General features: G+C 65.1%; 6 protein-coding genes and 10 pseudogenes. 4 read left to right on the top strand and 12 right to left on the bottom strand.

What is annotated here, in order from left to right; all coding sequences use genetic code 11:
* Window positions 1–5: 5 nt before the first annotated feature.
* The 9 genes and pseudogenes from istB to ACSHXN_RS44795 form a co-directional block, all read right to left on the bottom strand.
* Window positions 6–652 (bottom strand): annotated as a pseudogene (istB, locus tag ACSHXN_RS44835) (IS21-like element helper ATPase IstB); the annotation flags it as partial.
* Window positions 652–1902 (bottom strand): annotated as a pseudogene (gene istA / locus ACSHXN_RS44830) (IS21 family transposase). The pseudogenes istA and istB, both read right to left, overlap by 1 nt.
* A gap of 26 nt (window positions 1903–1928) precedes the next feature.
* Window positions 1929–2105 carry a hypothetical protein gene (locus ACSHXN_RS44825; RefSeq protein WP_438306904.1) on the bottom strand — a complete coding sequence of 59 codons (177 nt, stop codon included), beginning with the start codon at window positions 2103–2105 and terminating at the stop codon, window positions 1929–1931.
* Between the two features lie 121 nt (window positions 2106–2226).
* Window positions 2227–2628: pseudogene (locus ACSHXN_RS44820) on the bottom strand (IS110 family transposase); the annotation flags it as partial.
* Window positions 2628–2927 (bottom strand): hypothetical protein, encoded by a 300-nt coding sequence (locus ACSHXN_RS44815; protein WP_438306887.1) that lies wholly within the window; start codon window positions 2925–2927, stop codon window positions 2628–2630. The pseudogene ACSHXN_RS44820 and the gene ACSHXN_RS44815, both read right to left, overlap by 1 nt.
* Window positions 2928–3419: 492 nt before the next feature.
* Complete coding sequence (locus tag ACSHXN_RS44810; RefSeq protein WP_438306886.1) at window positions 3420–7511, bottom strand: hypothetical protein; 4092 nt, start codon at window positions 7509–7511, stop codon at window positions 3420–3422.
* Between the two features lie 847 nt (window positions 7512–8358).
* Window positions 8359–8564, bottom strand: a pseudogene (locus ACSHXN_RS44805) (helix-turn-helix domain-containing protein); the annotation flags it as partial.
* 60 nt (window positions 8565–8624) lie between these two features.
* A pseudogene (locus tag ACSHXN_RS44800) lies at window positions 8625–8855 on the bottom strand (transposase); the annotation flags it as partial.
* Window positions 8856–8872: 17 nt separating this feature from the next.
* A pseudogene (locus tag ACSHXN_RS44795) lies at window positions 8873–9622 on the bottom strand (transposase); the annotation flags it as partial.
* Between ACSHXN_RS44795 and ACSHXN_RS44790 the strand changes: the two are divergent.
* The 4 genes and pseudogenes from ACSHXN_RS44790 to ACSHXN_RS44775 form a co-directional block, all read left to right on the top strand.
* Window positions 9603–9728, top strand: a pseudogene (locus ACSHXN_RS44790) (IS630 family transposase); the annotation flags it as partial. The pseudogenes ACSHXN_RS44795 and ACSHXN_RS44790 overlap by 20 nt on opposite strands.
* A 102-nt stretch (window positions 9729–9830) precedes the next feature.
* Window positions 9831–10990 (top strand): annotated as a pseudogene (locus tag ACSHXN_RS44785) (IS3 family transposase).
* 320 nt (window positions 10991–11310) lie between these two features.
* The gene (locus ACSHXN_RS44780) at window positions 11311–12264 is read left to right on the top strand and encodes an RNA polymerase sigma factor (RefSeq protein ID WP_438306709.1); all 954 of its coding nucleotides are present in this window, start codon (window positions 11311–11313) and stop codon (window positions 12262–12264) included.
* 140 nt (window positions 12265–12404) lie between these two features.
* Window positions 12405–12590, top strand: a pseudogene (locus ACSHXN_RS44775) (transposase); the annotation flags it as partial.
* A 34-nt stretch (window positions 12591–12624) separates the two neighbouring features.
* Here ACSHXN_RS44775 and ACSHXN_RS44770 read toward each other — a convergent pair.
* From ACSHXN_RS44770 to ACSHXN_RS44760, 3 genes and pseudogenes are all read right to left on the bottom strand, one after another.
* On the bottom strand, window positions 12625–13518 hold the full coding sequence (locus tag ACSHXN_RS44770; RefSeq protein ID WP_438306708.1) for an IS3 family transposase: 894 nt from the start codon (window positions 13516–13518) through the stop codon (window positions 12625–12627).
* Window positions 13515–13817, bottom strand: coding sequence for a transposase (locus ACSHXN_RS44765; RefSeq protein WP_438306705.1), 303 nt, complete (start codon window positions 13815–13817; stop codon window positions 13515–13517). Before ACSHXN_RS44765 ends, ACSHXN_RS44770 begins: the two co-directional genes overlap by 4 nt.
* Window positions 13818–13863: 46 nt before the next feature.
* Window positions 13864–14451: pseudogene (locus tag ACSHXN_RS44760) on the bottom strand (IS701 family transposase); the annotation flags it as partial.
* Between the last annotated feature and the right edge of the window lie 76 nt (window positions 14452–14527).

Raw genomic sequence — 14527 nt, 5'->3', positions numbered from 1 at the left:
TGCGCTTTGCCGAAGGGTTTGTTGCTGGTCACGATCACCGAGGCGCGTTCGTAGCGGCCGGAGATGAACTGGAAGAACAGGTTGGCGGCCTCGGGTTCGAAGGGGATGTAGCCGACCTCGTCCACGATGATCAGAGGGATCCGCCCGAGTCTGGTGAGCTCGTCGTTGAGCCGGTCGGCCTGGTGGGCTTCGGCGAGGCGGGCGACCCACTGGGCGGCGGTGGCGAAGGCGACGCGGTGGCCGGCCTGGCAGGCCCGGATGCCGAGGCCGGTGGCGAGGTGGGTCTTGCCGGTGCCGGGCGGCCCCAGGAAGATCACGTTCTCCTTCCCGACGACGAAGTCCAGCGTCCCCAGGTGGGCGATCGCCTCCCGCTTGACGGACCGCTGGTGGTCGAAGTCGAAGTCCTCCAGCGACTTGCGGGAGGGGAAGCGGGCCGCGCGGATGCGGCCCTCAGCGCCGTGGGAGCCGCGGGCGGCGACCTCCCGCTGCAGGCAGGCGGCCAGATACTCCTCGTGGCTCCAGCCCTCGTCGCGGGCCCGTTCAGCCAGCCGGGCGGCCGCGTCCCGCAACGCGGGGGCTTTCAACGCCTTCGTGGGATAGACGAGTTCGGGGGAGAGGCATCCCGGCCGTTCGCCGCTTGTTTGGTGGCCATCAGGCGACTCCCTCCCCGGTGGTCAGGCCGCCGTCGATGACGCCGAAGATCTGGTCGTAGGTGTCCAACGGCCGCTGTTCGACGTCGAGTTGGTCGACTGGGACGGGCCGGTGCCGGGCCCGTTCACGGCCGGCTTTCGCGGCAGCCGCGTGGGTGGGGTCGGTGATCGACTGGTGGCGGGCCCAGCAGCGGGCATGCCGGGCGACCTCGGTGTCCTCGCAGAAGGCAAGGACCTGGTCCAGGTCGGCCTTGACCTCGATGCGACGGCCGATCGCGAGCGGGTGGACCGAGTAGTCGTTGGTGTCGATGCGGACGTAGTGGTCGCGCGGCAGCCTGAGCGATGTGCGCCACCAGCCCGGCGGATCGACCGGCGGCAGCAGCGGCAGCATGCGGGCCCTGTCCGCCTCGACCCGCTCGGAGGGGCGGGTTTGCAACGTGCGGTGGATGCGCCGGTTGGCCTTGGTGAGCCAGTCGGCCAGCTGAATGTTGAAGTCGGTCGGCGAGGCGAATACCCGGCCCGGCAAGAACGACGTTTCCAGATAGCCGTTGGCCCGCTCGACCAGGCCCTTGGCCGCCGGATCGCCGGGACGGCACTGGATGTTGCGGATGCCCAGAAGACCTGCGAACGCGGCGAAGTCCTCGGTCAGTTGGGGATGGCCGCCCCGCCAGGAACCGACCGCGGCCTCGTTGTCCCAGACCAGAGCCCTCGGCACTGCCCCGAGCCCGGTCAGCAGCCGCCAGTGCCCGGCGATCAGATCGGCCGCGGCCTTGCTCGGCAGCATCCTCGCCATGATCCAGGCGAGTAGCCGGCCACCATCACCAGCACCGGCGGGCTCGCCGTCTGCCCGAACCCGAGCGGGATCTCCGCCGGCGGGAACCACAGATCGCACTGGACCAGCTCACCGGGCTCATAGACGGTTCTGGAGGCCGGATCCGCCGGGAGGTAGTCGGATCGCAGTTCGCGCACCCGCTCACGCAGGACCGTCAGCCCGCGGTCCCAACCGATCCGTTCGGCCACCACCGTGGCCGGCATGTCCGGCCAGACCTCCAGCAGTTGCCGGATCTTCGGCTCGACCGCGTCCACGACCGACCCCTTTCGGGGCCCGCTCGTATTTCGGCGGCCGGTCACTGGCCACCGCCCGCCGCACCGTCGTCCTGGAGATCCCCAGCTTCCGTGCGATCGCCCGGATCGGCATCTCCTCGGCCCGGTGCGACCGGCGGATCTCCGCCCAGTCCTCCACGCTGATCACCCATCCTCCCGGCCTGACTCAACGAGTCAGACCGCCCAGGAGGGCCACAATTCATCCGTTGGAAGTGGTCTCGCATTCAGCCGTTGCCGACACATGAGCGCGTCGGCGAACGTCTTGACCATCGCGCGCAGCAGATCGGGACTCGCCGCAGCGAGGTTGTCCTCGGCGAGGGCGTGCAGGGGCAGACTGTCAGGTGCGGTCATCGTGCTGATCTCCTTCGGGCTTCGACAAAGATCAGCCGGTGGCCGTTCATCTATGCGGCCTCATCCCAACGCCGGAGCAAACCCCCGGATCAGGTCGAACCCCCGTACACCACTTCCCTGGACGCAACCGGACGGACATGGCCCGGCCGAGGTCGCTGTCCTGTGGCAGAGGCCGGTGGGCGTGCATGTCGGTGCGCAGGATGTTTGCGAGCACCAGGGTGTCGCCGGGGTCGGACTTCTTGCGCGAGACCGAGTGGCGGTCGCGGTAGCGGGCGGCGGCCATCGGGTTGATCGCGAACCCCTGCCGCTTGCCGGTCCGCAGCACTGACACGAGCAGGCCGCGGGAGGTTTCGATCGCGACCGGGATCGGGTTCTCCTCGCTGTCGCCGTACTCGACCAGCAGGTTCAGGCAGATTTTGTAGCCTGTGGCGTCGTCGGTGATATGCCCCTTGGCGAGTAACTGGCCGCTGTCGTCGACCAGGGCGACGTCGTGGTGGGTCGGCGCGGAGCGCGGTACTGGGATTACTCCCAGCCCGTTTCTCCACGCCGCCCTCCCGAACCGGACGTGCGAGTTGGCCCTGCATCCGGCTCTCCACAAGCCCTTGAGCAGGTGCTTTCCTCAGATCGTGCTGGGCCAGGGCGACGGAATGGTCGTCCCCCGAGGCCGGTATTGCGTAGTGAGGACCGAGCCGGGTTGAACAGGACGACGTCCCCGTCATGCGGCCACCATCCGCCACCGCAGTAGCGGCGGCGGAGCTCCTTCCACCCGGTGCCGAGGTGTTTGCGCCGAAGCCATCCAAAGACCTGGCGCCAGACGATCATGCGCAGGTATTGGAAGGACCGGGCCGACACCCCGGGACGGAAGTAGGCGGTCCAACCCCCCGCAGCACCTGGTTGAGCCGGTGCAGCAGGGCTGCCAGCGGCAGGCTGACGTTCATCCGGCAGAGCGCCTTCGTTTTGGCCTTGATGGACCGAAGTGCCTTCCTTGGCCGGGTAGTTATAGACGTACTGTCGGTCGGTTCCCCGCTTCTGGTGACGCTGGATACGCCAGCCGAGGAAGTCGAGGCCCTTGTCAATCTGCGTGATCAGTGTCTTCTCCTCCGAGAGCCGCAGGCCGACGGTGGAGAGGACTTCTGCCGCTTCTGGAAGCAGTGCCTCGGTGTGGGCTCGGGTGCCCGACACCAGAATGACGAAATCGTCCGCATACCGGATCAACCGGTAGTTGGGCAGTCCCGGGGAGCGCGCCGCGCCCGTTCCCGGTGGTGTGGGGCTCGTCGGGAACGGGCGCGGTGCCTTCAGAGGGTGGGATGGGGGTTATGGGCGGTAGTGCTTGAGGAAGAGGGAGGGTGCGGGGTCTCGTCTGTTGCCGTTGACACCGTGTCCGCCGAGGAAGCTGATGTTCTCGGCGCCGCCCCAGTCGAAGAGCGGGGTACTGCCGATGGTGAGGTGTTGGAAGGTGGCGGGGTTGGCTTCGGCGGAGCCGAACTGGAATATGCGGTTGGGGTCGATGTAGGTGGCGTAGGGCTCGTAGGGGCCGTCTTTGCTGGTCTGTTTGGTGAGGGTGTTACGGAAGAAGACGTTCTGGGGGCCACTGGATCCAGACCAGCTGATGCCCTTGGTACCGGCGGTCCAGTAGATGGGCCACCAGGTGCCCTTGTCGCCGGCTCCGCCTTCACCTCCGCAGTTGGTCTCGCACTCGCCGGAGGAGTGGTTGTAGGGCACGCGCACGGTGTTGTTCTCGAACAGGTTGTGTCGTTCCCAGCCGCCGTGGAGGTTCAGGTCGGAGTCGAAGTCGTTGCCGATGGCGACGTTGCCGGAAGCGGCCCACTGGAAGGTGAAGTGCCGCAGGTTGCGGCTGGCGTTGTAGGCGTAGACCGAGTCCCAGACGCGGGAGCCGCGCAGGTAGCCGTTGCCGCCCTTGCCCTTGTTCCAGGAACCGTCGAAGACGCTGTGTTCGACCTGGATGTTCTTGGCCACTTCGGTGACGACCGGATGCGAGCCGACCATGTCGGCGCGGACGCCGCGCATCCAGGAGTTGGCGGCCCACTTGAAGACGACACCGTGCATGGCGTACTCGGGTGCCATGTTGCCGTAGTTGTGTACTGCCTGGGACGGGCTGAACTGGTAGGTGCCGCCGGTGAGTTTGGGCAGACCGTTGATGTCCTGGGTGAAGGAGAAATCTTCGAAGCCCACGTCGGTGATCATCTTCAGTGGGGTGACCTTGCTGGTGTAGGGCTTGGCGGTCCCCACTCCCAGCGGCGGGGAGCCGTCGGACGTGGAATCGACCGGGAGATCGAACTCCAGTGGCTTGTCGATCGTGATGGTGCGGCGGGAGGAGTCGACCGAGGAGATGGTGAACACCTGCTGTCGCATGTGCAGGTTTTCCATGCGGGGATCGTCCGCCTTCACCACGTCCACTCCCTGGGACTGGTAGAACTTGAGACTGTTGGCCGCCCCGACCCACAGGTAGCCCCCCGCCTTGAAGGCGTCCATCTTCGCCTTCGTGTTCAACTGGATGACCCGGTCGCCCTGGCGGGCGGCATAGTTGGCGTCGGCCGCGGTTCCGGCCACGGTGACACCCGAGTCCCAGTGCTGATTGATCGACCCCTCGAACAGATCACGGCGGTTCTCCGGGACCTTGCTGGGGAAACCGCATCGTTCGATGTACCTTTCAGCGGGTTCCCGGGTCTGCACCCGGAACAGCCCGCGTCCCGGCCAGATCCAGCCGCCGCTACCCACCAGCGGGGTCGACACCTCAGCCGAGGCGCACGTCCACTCCATGAACTCCTGGGCCCAACGCTCATTCTTGGCCGTCAGCGTGTCGTATCGAGTGTTCTCGTCAGGACGGAAGACGACCCGTGAACCGTTCCCCGGATCCGACCCCTGTCCCCGGATCACCAGATAGGAGGCGTCCACCCCCAACTGCTTACTGACGTTGAGAACGCCCTTGGGCAGGTTGATTACCGACAGCTTGCCGGGCGAGGCGTCAGGCGTGCACTTCTCGCGGATGCGGTCGATGGCACCCTGCAGCCCCGCCGTGTCGTCGCGTCCGTCGTTGGGCTTCACGTTGAACTGCTGTTCAAGTGCGGACGGGGTGAGGTTGCAGGCCGGATCGGAGGTGTAGGAAGTCGCACTCGGCAGGTTCTCCCCGCCCCGGAATCCGGCCCGGCTCCAATCCGGGAGCCCCGCCACGGGGCCACGACGGTTGCCTTTGCTCAGGTCCGCGTTGTGGTTGACGGTGTCATCGACGGAACCGGGAGAGCTGGACGGCCTGCTGACACAGACGGAGTCCCCCGGGGAGGTACCGAGCTTTTGCAGGATCTTGGTCAAGCAGGCCGACAGGGCGAGCTGGCCGTAGTGGTTTGGGTGAATCGCCTCCTGCTGGTTCCCCTGAACCTGCCACGGCGCATCTTTGAGGTCCTCGACCAGGTAGGGGACCCACCGCACCCACTCGGCGTCCTTAGCCTTCAGCGGGGAGGCGAGCGTGTGGGACGAGTCGGCCTGCCGCGTCGTCGAACTGCACAGTTCATGCCCGGCGAAGGCTTCCTGCAGGTCCAGGAAGGAGACCTCAGCTTCGTCCGCGGCACGCTCCAGCATCGCACTGATCCGTGGCACCACGGAGGTGTGCGCCCAATCGGCGTCCGCGTCCAAGAAGGGACATCCGCCCTTCAGATACCGGCTGTAATTAGCCGGCGGGAGAGGCGCATTCTCCGGATCTCGGAAGTCACGAGCCAGTGGCAGAGGGTTCGGATAGGATTGCAGCACGATCTGATAACTGCCGTCCTCCTGACCAGCCTTCCGCAGCACGCCCTGGATAGCCTCGACTGTGTTCACAACCTTGGCCTGGACCGGGTCGAGTCTCTCGGAGAACTCCTTCTCCATGCTCCCGCGACAGCCCTTGTTGAACACGGACGGAAGGAAATAAGCCTTGACACAGTCCTGAAGAAGCTCGGAGAACTTAAGATCGTTGCCGCCAATCGACAACACGACCGTCCGTACCTTGTTCTTCTTGGCAATATCACGCAGATCATCGATCTGCGGCCGCTGCCCCTTGAAGCCCGTCGAAGTCACATTGTCCGTCGTCGCACCCGAACAAGCGATATTGAACCGCCGCTCCACCGGCACATCAGGAGTCTCCACACCCAAAATTTCAGCCGAATCCGACCGGTCGCACGCCTGCGCGCCCTTGTCATACCCGGTGTCGCCGTACACCCGCGACGGATCGTGCTCACACACGGACTCATCACCATTGCAATTCACAGTCGCCCGGTCGGTACCCCATGCCGACCCCGCCGCCGAAGTCGCAGCGTTCCCTGCCCAACGACCACCCTCACCCGAAATATAACTGTCCCCCATCGACACAATCGCAGGCGGCAAACCGCACGTACCGCTGTAATCGTGATCCGTGATCTCGAAGTAACCTCTTACCACCGCGTCGCTATGGAGAGGCCCCAAAGTTAGATGAGGGACCGTGCCGGGGTCATCCGAATGGGTCAGGATGCCAATCGCGCCAGGTTCATCCTCACGGCAATCTCCAGTGGGTTCGACGAGCAACGCACCGCCACTGGCTCCGCCGGGAATGGGACAATCGTAAGTCCAAAAGGAGTCCTCAAACCTATCGTCCGAAGGATCATCGTTAAGCTTGATCCGCTGCGTCCAGGCTTCGCACATACTTGATTTACCATCGTCGTAGTACAAACCGGTGGCTTGGAAAGGCTCGCCCGACTTGCTCACGTTGTCCGCTTTCCAGAATGGAATGCTTCCCACAGTCGCGGAGAGGAGTCGTCCTTCCTCGTTCGGTTCAGCCTCGTAAAAACCCCAGTCGGTTGCCGGGTCCGCGGGTTCTTTGGGGTTGTAGGTAGTGACGGAGCGGCTCAACGGAAAGATTCCGTAGGGGGTCTGGTCTACCGGATCACCAGGGTCCCACGCGGGAACAAATATGACGTTCGTGAATTTATCCCCGCTATCACCCAGTACGCAGTGGCCAGCGGTTTCCACGACTCCGCTTTGGCCGGGTGCGGGTGGTACCGAGAAACCGGTGCATTTCGTGTCTCCTTCGGTACCCTCGATTTGCGCGAATATCCTGCCGACCTTGTTCTGCTGCGACGTGGGTGGACGCCTGGCGACTGACGCTTTAGCAGTCTTCTTCGCGGTCGGTGCTTCGGGACGCGTGATCTTGTCGGTGGTGCGCCGGTCGAGGCTCTTGGCTTCTTTCATCCTTGCTGGGGTCCAGTAGGCTTCCAGCGCAGCAGCCTTGGACGCGTACTTGCTGACGTCCACCGTCGTCTCAACCATTTTCGGCTTCGGTGCCGGAGGAACGGCAGGGGGCAGGGCGTCAGACGCCACCGCCGTCGTGGTGAGTTCCGGCAGGCTTGTCACCTGAAGAATGACGCACGCCAGCAGCACCAAGGGCACTGACCACAGAGAGCGTCTGCCTCGTCTGAGACGATGCATGAAATTTCCTTCCGTGTATAAAAAGAGCGACTTGTCGAATGACCGAGTCGGAGCGGGAGCACCCCGTCCCCGGATCGGCCTCGGCGGGCCGCGCGTCCTCGGCGTCGATCACCACGACAGGGGCAAGGTTGAGCAGTTCGTCCCAGCACGCACGCGCCTTGGCCTGCTGGACGGCATCCCTCGCAAACAGCACACGGCTCCGGGAGTCAGGGGGGCGTACGCGGCCGCATCCGCGTTGGTCGACGGATACACCATGGCGCCCGCGCACATCCCACCGCGGTCGGCGAGGATCCAATCGACGCGGGTGCCGCAGGCGAACGCGACCCACTCCATGGGCTGTACACCCAGTCCGATCAGCCCGCCGGCACACGGCAAGCACTCGATCGGCAACCTGTCCCCAGCTCAATGAGCCCGAACCGGTGAGGCCTCGGCCGGCGGCACGGGGCAGCGGTAGGCCGCTGCGTCCGGCGTGGCCGACACCCACTCAATGAGGAGCGCCACGACACACGGTACCCAGTTCCCGTGCAAGTTCTGGCCGTCGCTCACAACGCACCGTCGACGATAACGGTCCCCGCCTCACCGACGGCAGCTCCCGTACGGCGTCCGGCGCACGAAAGTGCGGTTGTTGGTGTCATACCCGCAAGATGCGGTGCGAGCCTATGAAAGTTCGATCCGCTCACCGTTGTCGTTTGCCTGACTCGTTTTCAGCGGTGGCGCGGGCGGTGAAGTCATAGCGTTCCGCTGACGTCGCGCTACCGCGTACTGGTTGACGTTCACCAGGTAGCATCCAGCAGACAGTGGGCTTCGGCTGATCTTTTCCGCGTCCAGCGGTGGCCTGCGTTGCCTCGGCACGGCCCTGGGCCGCGTAGGGCCGGTAGGCCCAGCGTGAGGCGTCACCATCCAGCGGGATGCCGTTGCGCCGTACCCCCGGCTGATGGTGGACGGGCTGCGACCCAGCTCAGCGGCAATAGCTCTGACCGTGGCCTTCTGCCGTAACCGGTCGCTATGTGGGTCACGTCCGCGGGAGTGGTGTATCGACGGCCACTCGGTGATCTCGTTTTGAGGCTATGCGGTGAGTTGGGTGGGCAGGTCGGGCTCGTTGGTTTCTGACTCGATCGGGTGGAGGCGGGTCTTGGTGAGGAGCTCGCGGCCCATGTAGCGGCGGGCCTCGGTCCACTCGTCGTTCTGCTGGGCCAGGACCGCGCCGACGAGGCGGATGAGTGCGGTGCGGTCGGGGAAGATGCCGACGGCGTCGGTGCGGCGGCGGATTTCCTTGTTCAGCCGCTCCTGCGGGTTGATGCCCCTATGGTCTGTCAAATCGCTGCCGGTCCAGCTGCGTTGCGTGGGACGGTTGATTGAAGGTGGTGGTAGATCTCGCGAGCGATGTAGCGCTTGAGCTTGAGGCAGCGGATTATCTCGCGGCGGCTCCTGCCGTCACGAGTGCGACGTTCGAGGTAGGCCTGGGTGCGTGGGTCCCATCGAAGGCGGCTTTGCGTGATCCGATAGAGCGCTGCGTTGGCCTGTCGGTCGCCTCCGCGATTGAGTCGCCGGCGGTGGGTCTTCCCCGAGGACCTCTCGACCGGGCTGACGCCGCAGAGAGCTGCGAATGATGCCTCGCTGGAGAAACGTTCCGGGTTGTCGCCTGCGGCCACCAGCAGGGCAGCCGCACTGTCCGGTCCGACCCCCTTGATCTCCAGCAGCTTTGGCGTGTGCGATTGGAGCGTGGCGGTCATGCGTCCAGTGAGATCGCGGACCTCAGCGGTGAGGTTCTGGATTCGGCGGCTCAGGAGCCGCAGGGTGTAGACGATGGCTCCCGAGGATGGCGAATCCTTCAGGTCGGCGCAGGCGGCGATGAGCCTGGGGTTGCGAAGCGGCGATAACCGCTCGCGCAGTTCGCTGGGGGCGGTGACGAGGACGGCCTTGAGCTGGTTGATCGTCTGGGTGCGTGCCTTGACTGCGGGATCCTTGGCGATCTTGTAGGCACGCAGGTCCTCCGCGGGGCCGTCCGCAGACTTGGGGATCGCCGTCGCCCGACCGCTGAGAACAGACTGGTTGTGCGCTTCTATGGCTGTCCGTACCGGACTGTCGAAGTCCACCATCGGACGAATCTGGAAGCGGTTCGACCTCAAGCCGCACCTGCAGGATGCCTTCAAGCTTTCCACCGACCCGCAGTTGGGTCTGGTGCAGGTTTGGGTGACAGGTTGACCTGCCCCACCTCTCAGGTTCCAGTTCTGCTGGCTAACTGACGGCCTTCACGAAAGGCTGCCGGACATGCCCCGCGCCTACCCCACTGAGTTCCACGCCCGCGCCATCGCGTTGGTGCGGGCAGGAAAAGAACAGAAGCAGACCGCCGTTGACCTCGGCATCCATCCGGTCACGTTGTCGAAGTGGTTGCGCCAGGACGACATCGACAACGACCGGCGCCCCGGCAGGGTCTCGGCGGAGTCCGCAGAGCTGCGCGCAGCGCGGCGACGAATCCGCGAGCTGGAAACCGAGCTCGAGATCGTCCGCAAGGCCGCGAAGTTCCTCGGCGAGGACAAGCCGGCCCCAAAAGGCTCTACCCGGTGATCGACCGTCTCGTCGATGCCGGGGCACCGGTCGACCGATGCTGCCGGATCCTCGGGGTTGCCCGGCAGAACTACTACAAACACAAGCGCGCCCCGACCACACCGCGACAGCTGCGACGGGAGTGGCTGACCGGGCTGATCCGGGAGGTCCACGTCGCCTCACGCGGCACCTACGGCTACCGTCGCGTCCACGCCGAGCTCACCCTGGGCATGGGCATCCAGGTGTGCTCGAGGACCGTGTCGGTGCTGATGACACAGGCCGGGATCTACGGACTGCCCGGACCGGTGCGGATCAGGCGCCTTCGGGGTGTCGTCACCGCCGATGACCTGGTCAACCGGAAATTCCATCGGCTGCGACCCAACGAGCTGTGGGTCACCGACATCACGCAACACCGAACGAGAGAAGGATGGGTGTACTGTGCGGCGGTCCTGGACGCGTTCAGTCGCAAGATCGTGGGCTGGTCAATCGACTCCAGACAGGACTCCGCCCTCGTGGTCAACGCGTTAGGCATGGCCCTGCGCAACCGGCGCCCCGAACCAGGCGCGATAGTGCACGCCGATCACGGCACCCAGTTCACCTCGTGGGTCTTCGGGGAAAGGATCCGCTCCGCCGGGCTCCTGCCATCGTTCGGCACGGTCGGAGACGGCCTGGACAACGCGATGATGGAGTCGTTCTGGTCCTCGATGCAGATCGAGCTGCTGAACCGCAAACGGCGGGAGACCCGGGTCGAGTTGGCGAACGCGATCTTCGAGTACATCGAGGTCTTCCACAACCGACAGCGACGCCACTCAGCACTGGGCTACCGCACCCCGATCGAGTACGAACTACTCTCCGAACAAGACACCATCCCCGCCGCCGGTTAGCCAACGCAGCTGGAACCCAAACCGTGGGGCAGGTCAAGATGTCATCTGATCGTGCAGCAGACCCGTATCTGGACCTTAACCCGGCCCGCCCAACCCACGACCAAGGTAGGACCGCATAGCCTCAAAACCAAGTCACCGAGTGGCCGTCCATATACCACCACACACGCGGACCTCCCGTACCACCGCCGGCTTCAACCCGTGGCTCGAATGTGTTGAGCAGCGCTTGCCGCTTTGGGCGGTGATGCTCCGGTTCAGGATGCCGCACCAGGCCCGAAGGTCGGACATTTGGGATCAAAAGGGCCTGAGGTTATTATTAATGAATGGGTAAAAAACATGGGGTGGTTGGAGTGCCGCAGGACTCCGAACTGCTGCACGCAGCACAGGCGGGCGATGCCAGTTGTCTAGGCCTGCTCCTTGCCAGACATCGAGCAGGTATGCATGCTGTCGCGCTGGCTTTGCTCGGTCACAGCCAGGATGCCGAAGACGCTGTGCAGGAGGCGGTGCTCATTGCGGTTCGCCGGATAGGCGACATTAGGGATCCGGACGCGGTCGGTGCGTGGCTACGGATGGTGGTGCGCAATGTGTGCCGGGCCCAGCTGCGCAAGATGTCGGCCATTCCCATGCCCGAAGTAAGCGAACCCTTTGAGGCGGACCGGTCAAACCCAACACCGCCGGACCCGGCGGAGGTTCTCGACCAGCATGCGTTGCGGGACTGGGTCTGGAGCGCGCTGGAGGGCTTGTCCCCCACTCTGCGGCTGGTAACGATCTTGCGTTACTTCACCGACGTCACATCGTACGAAGACATCGCGGCACTCTGCGCCACACCGGTCGGCACCGTGCGCAGCAGACTCAACCAGGCACGCACCAAGCTGGTCAATGCCCTGCTGAACTCGGCCGAGCAGGTGCACGACGACGTTGCAACCCTGCACGCAAGGCACCGCAGACTCGCCAAGGAGACCATAGAATCCGGGTATCGCGGTGAACTTACCTCGGTATTGTCTGACTGGTGGTCACCGCAGGCGGATGTAATCTTGCCGACGGGCAAACGCACGGGCATCGATCACCTACCCCCCGCGTTTGATCGTGATGTGTCCGCCGGCGTACGGCACAAGCTGCTGAACGTGGTGGCCAGCCGCGAGGTCGTCATCTGGGAGATTGCTCTGCTCAACCCGCCGGAGAACCCCTTCCACTGCCCGCCCGACGCCGTGTTGGCGCACTTCATGAATCAGGGCCGTATCAGCAAGACGCGCTTTCACTACCGGGCCCGCCGCTGAAACGAGTCCGGCAGGCAAACGGTGAGCGAACGACCTCAAGTTTCCCATGATCTTAGACACGCTGTCGTTACGCCGCGAGGGCCCAATCCTGCTAGGCCGCGCATCGAAAGTGGATCTTGAACTGTGAATGATCACGGTTCATGGGTCGGGGAGATCTCACGGACGAGCAGTGGGCAACGCTGGAGCCGTTGTTGCCGAAGGGGACGAAGGCGGGGCGGCCGCCAGTCTGGTCTCGACGGCAGTTGATCGACGGCATACGGTTCCGGGTCCGGACCGGTGTGCCATGGCGAGATGTGCCCGACGAGTACGGGCCGTGGGGTCGGGTCTTGAAGTTCCCTCACGACCTTGGACACTCGTTTCTTACGCTGCCAGGGAGTGACCTCGCTGGTGTCGCTGCCGGATCTCGAGCGGCGTGAGGTAGCCCCACTGAGGGTGCTTTCGTAGTCGCCGGCGGTTGTAGAAGGTCTCGACGTAGGTGAAGATCGCCGCTCGGGCGGTGGTCCGGTCCGGCCAGACGCGGAGGCCGATCTCTTCCTTGAGGACGGCGAAGAAGCTCTCAGCTGCGGCGTTGTCGTAGCAGGATCCGGTGCGGCCCATGCTCTGCCGCAGGCCCAACTCACTTATCGCGCAACGGAGTTCTTCAGAGGTGTATTCGCTGCCGCGGTCCGAGTGGGCGATGCAGCCGGGCTGGAGGTCGCCCCGGCCGGCGGCCATGGTGAGCGCGTCGACGACCAGTGAGGCCCGGTGATGGTTGGCCATCGCGTATCTGACGATCTCACGGGTTGCCAGGTCCAGCCAGGTCGCCAGATAGAGCCAGCCCTGCTCGGTGGGGATGAAGGTGATGTCGCCGACCAGCTTCACTCCGGGAACCGGTGCGGTGAAGTCCCGGCCGACCAGGTCAGGGGCGGGCACCGCCCGTTTGGCGGGACGGGTGAGCGATCGGCGCCTGCGGCGCGTGACGCCGGTGATGCCGCGCTCACGCATGATCCGCTCCACCCGTTTGCGGTTCACGTGGCGGCCGAGCCGGGTCAGTTCGGCGTGGATGCGCGGGACGCCGTAGGTGTGCTTGGAGGCGACGTGCAGCACGGTGATCTCGTGGGCCAGGACGTCGTCGGCCTCCTGGCGGCGTCGGCGGGCAGCCTCGCCCTTGGCCCAGGCGTAGAAGGAAGAACGGGCGACCTTCAGCAGCCGGCACAGGAGAGCGACGTTGAAGGTGGTCTTCTCCGCCTCGATGAACCGGTAGACGTCGGTCATCGATCGCTCTCCTTCGCAAAGAAGACCGCCGCTTTTCGCAGGACCTCGATGGTCTTGGCCTGCTCAGCGGTCTGCTTGCGCAGCCGCTTGAGCTCCTCGCGCTCGGCCGAGGTCAACTCGCTCGGCCGGCTCTGGCCCCGGTCGGGCTTGGCCTGCTTCACCCAGCCCCGCAGACCCTCCGCACTCACGCCGAGGTCACGGGCGACCTCGGTGACCGTCTTGTCGGAGGCCAGCGCCAACTCGACGGCGTCACGCTTGAACTCCTCCGTGTACCGCTTGCTGCGGTTGCTCTTGCTCAACCTGAACTACTTCCCCTGGGACCCATCCGTCCCAGTGTCCACGTGTCCAGGTCAACGGGGGAGCTTCAAGTGCGCGCAGCGCGATGGCCCTGGCCAGCTCTGGTTTGGTGGCGAAGACCCGTTCATCGGGGATCTTGGCGGCGCGGCAGCGTTCACGGTCGTCCGTCCAGGACTTGGGCAGATACAACTCGCGGTCCACCAAAGCCCGGCCGCGGGTGGTGGCGTAGGCGGCGAAGACGCCGATCTGGCAGTTCTCGGTGTGGCCGGGGGTGCCGGAGTACTGGCGCTGCACGCCTGCGGAAGTGGTGCCTTTCTTGACGAAACCGGTGTCGTCAAGGATAAGCACCCCACCGTCTTCGCCGAGCTGGTCGGCGATGTATGCCTGCAGGTCGTCGCGGACGTCGTCGGCGTTCCAGGTGGCCCGGTTGAGTAGCCGTTGCAGGCCGTCGGGGGTGCGGTGGCCTGCGTGTTCAGCCAGTTGCCAGCCATTTTTGCGGCCGACCGGGCCGAGCAGGGCGCGGACGTAGTCACGCATGCGGCGTCGCAGGTCGGCGCGGCCGAAACGGTGGCCGATGCGCAGGAAGAGGTCGTTGAGTTCACGGTCCCAGGTCGCGTCGGCAAGGTCGTCGATCACGCAGGGAGGCTGCCCCCATCACCGCGCAGACAGTTCCCGATGTCATTCGATGGAGGGGCGGTCCGGCAAGACCGCC

It is taken from the genome of Streptomyces sp. HUAS TT11, from assembly GCF_051553595.1.
In the GTDB taxonomy this organism is placed as follows: domain Bacteria; phylum Actinomycetota; class Actinomycetes; order Streptomycetales; family Streptomycetaceae; genus Streptomyces.
The sequence above is the reverse complement of the archived record's forward strand: the minus strand, read 5'-3'. Positions and strand labels throughout refer to the sequence as shown.

Excerpts from the sequence above, each read along its gene's own strand:
- ACSHXN_RS44815 (WP_438306887.1), bottom strand. The coding sequence starts at position 2,927 with ATGATCGTCTGGCGCCAGGTCTTTGGATGGCTTCGGCGCAAACACCTC.
- ACSHXN_RS44825 (WP_438306904.1), bottom strand. The coding sequence starts at position 2,105 with ATGACCGCACCTGACAGTCTGCCCCTGCACGCCCTCGCCGAGGACAAC.
- ACSHXN_RS44770 (WP_438306708.1), bottom strand. The coding sequence starts at position 13,518 with ATGACCGACGTCTACCGGTTCATCGAGGCGGAGAAGACCACCTTCAAC.
- ACSHXN_RS44780 (WP_438306709.1), top strand. The coding sequence starts at position 11,311 with ATGGGTAAAAAACATGGGGTGGTTGGAGTGCCGCAGGACTCCGAACTG.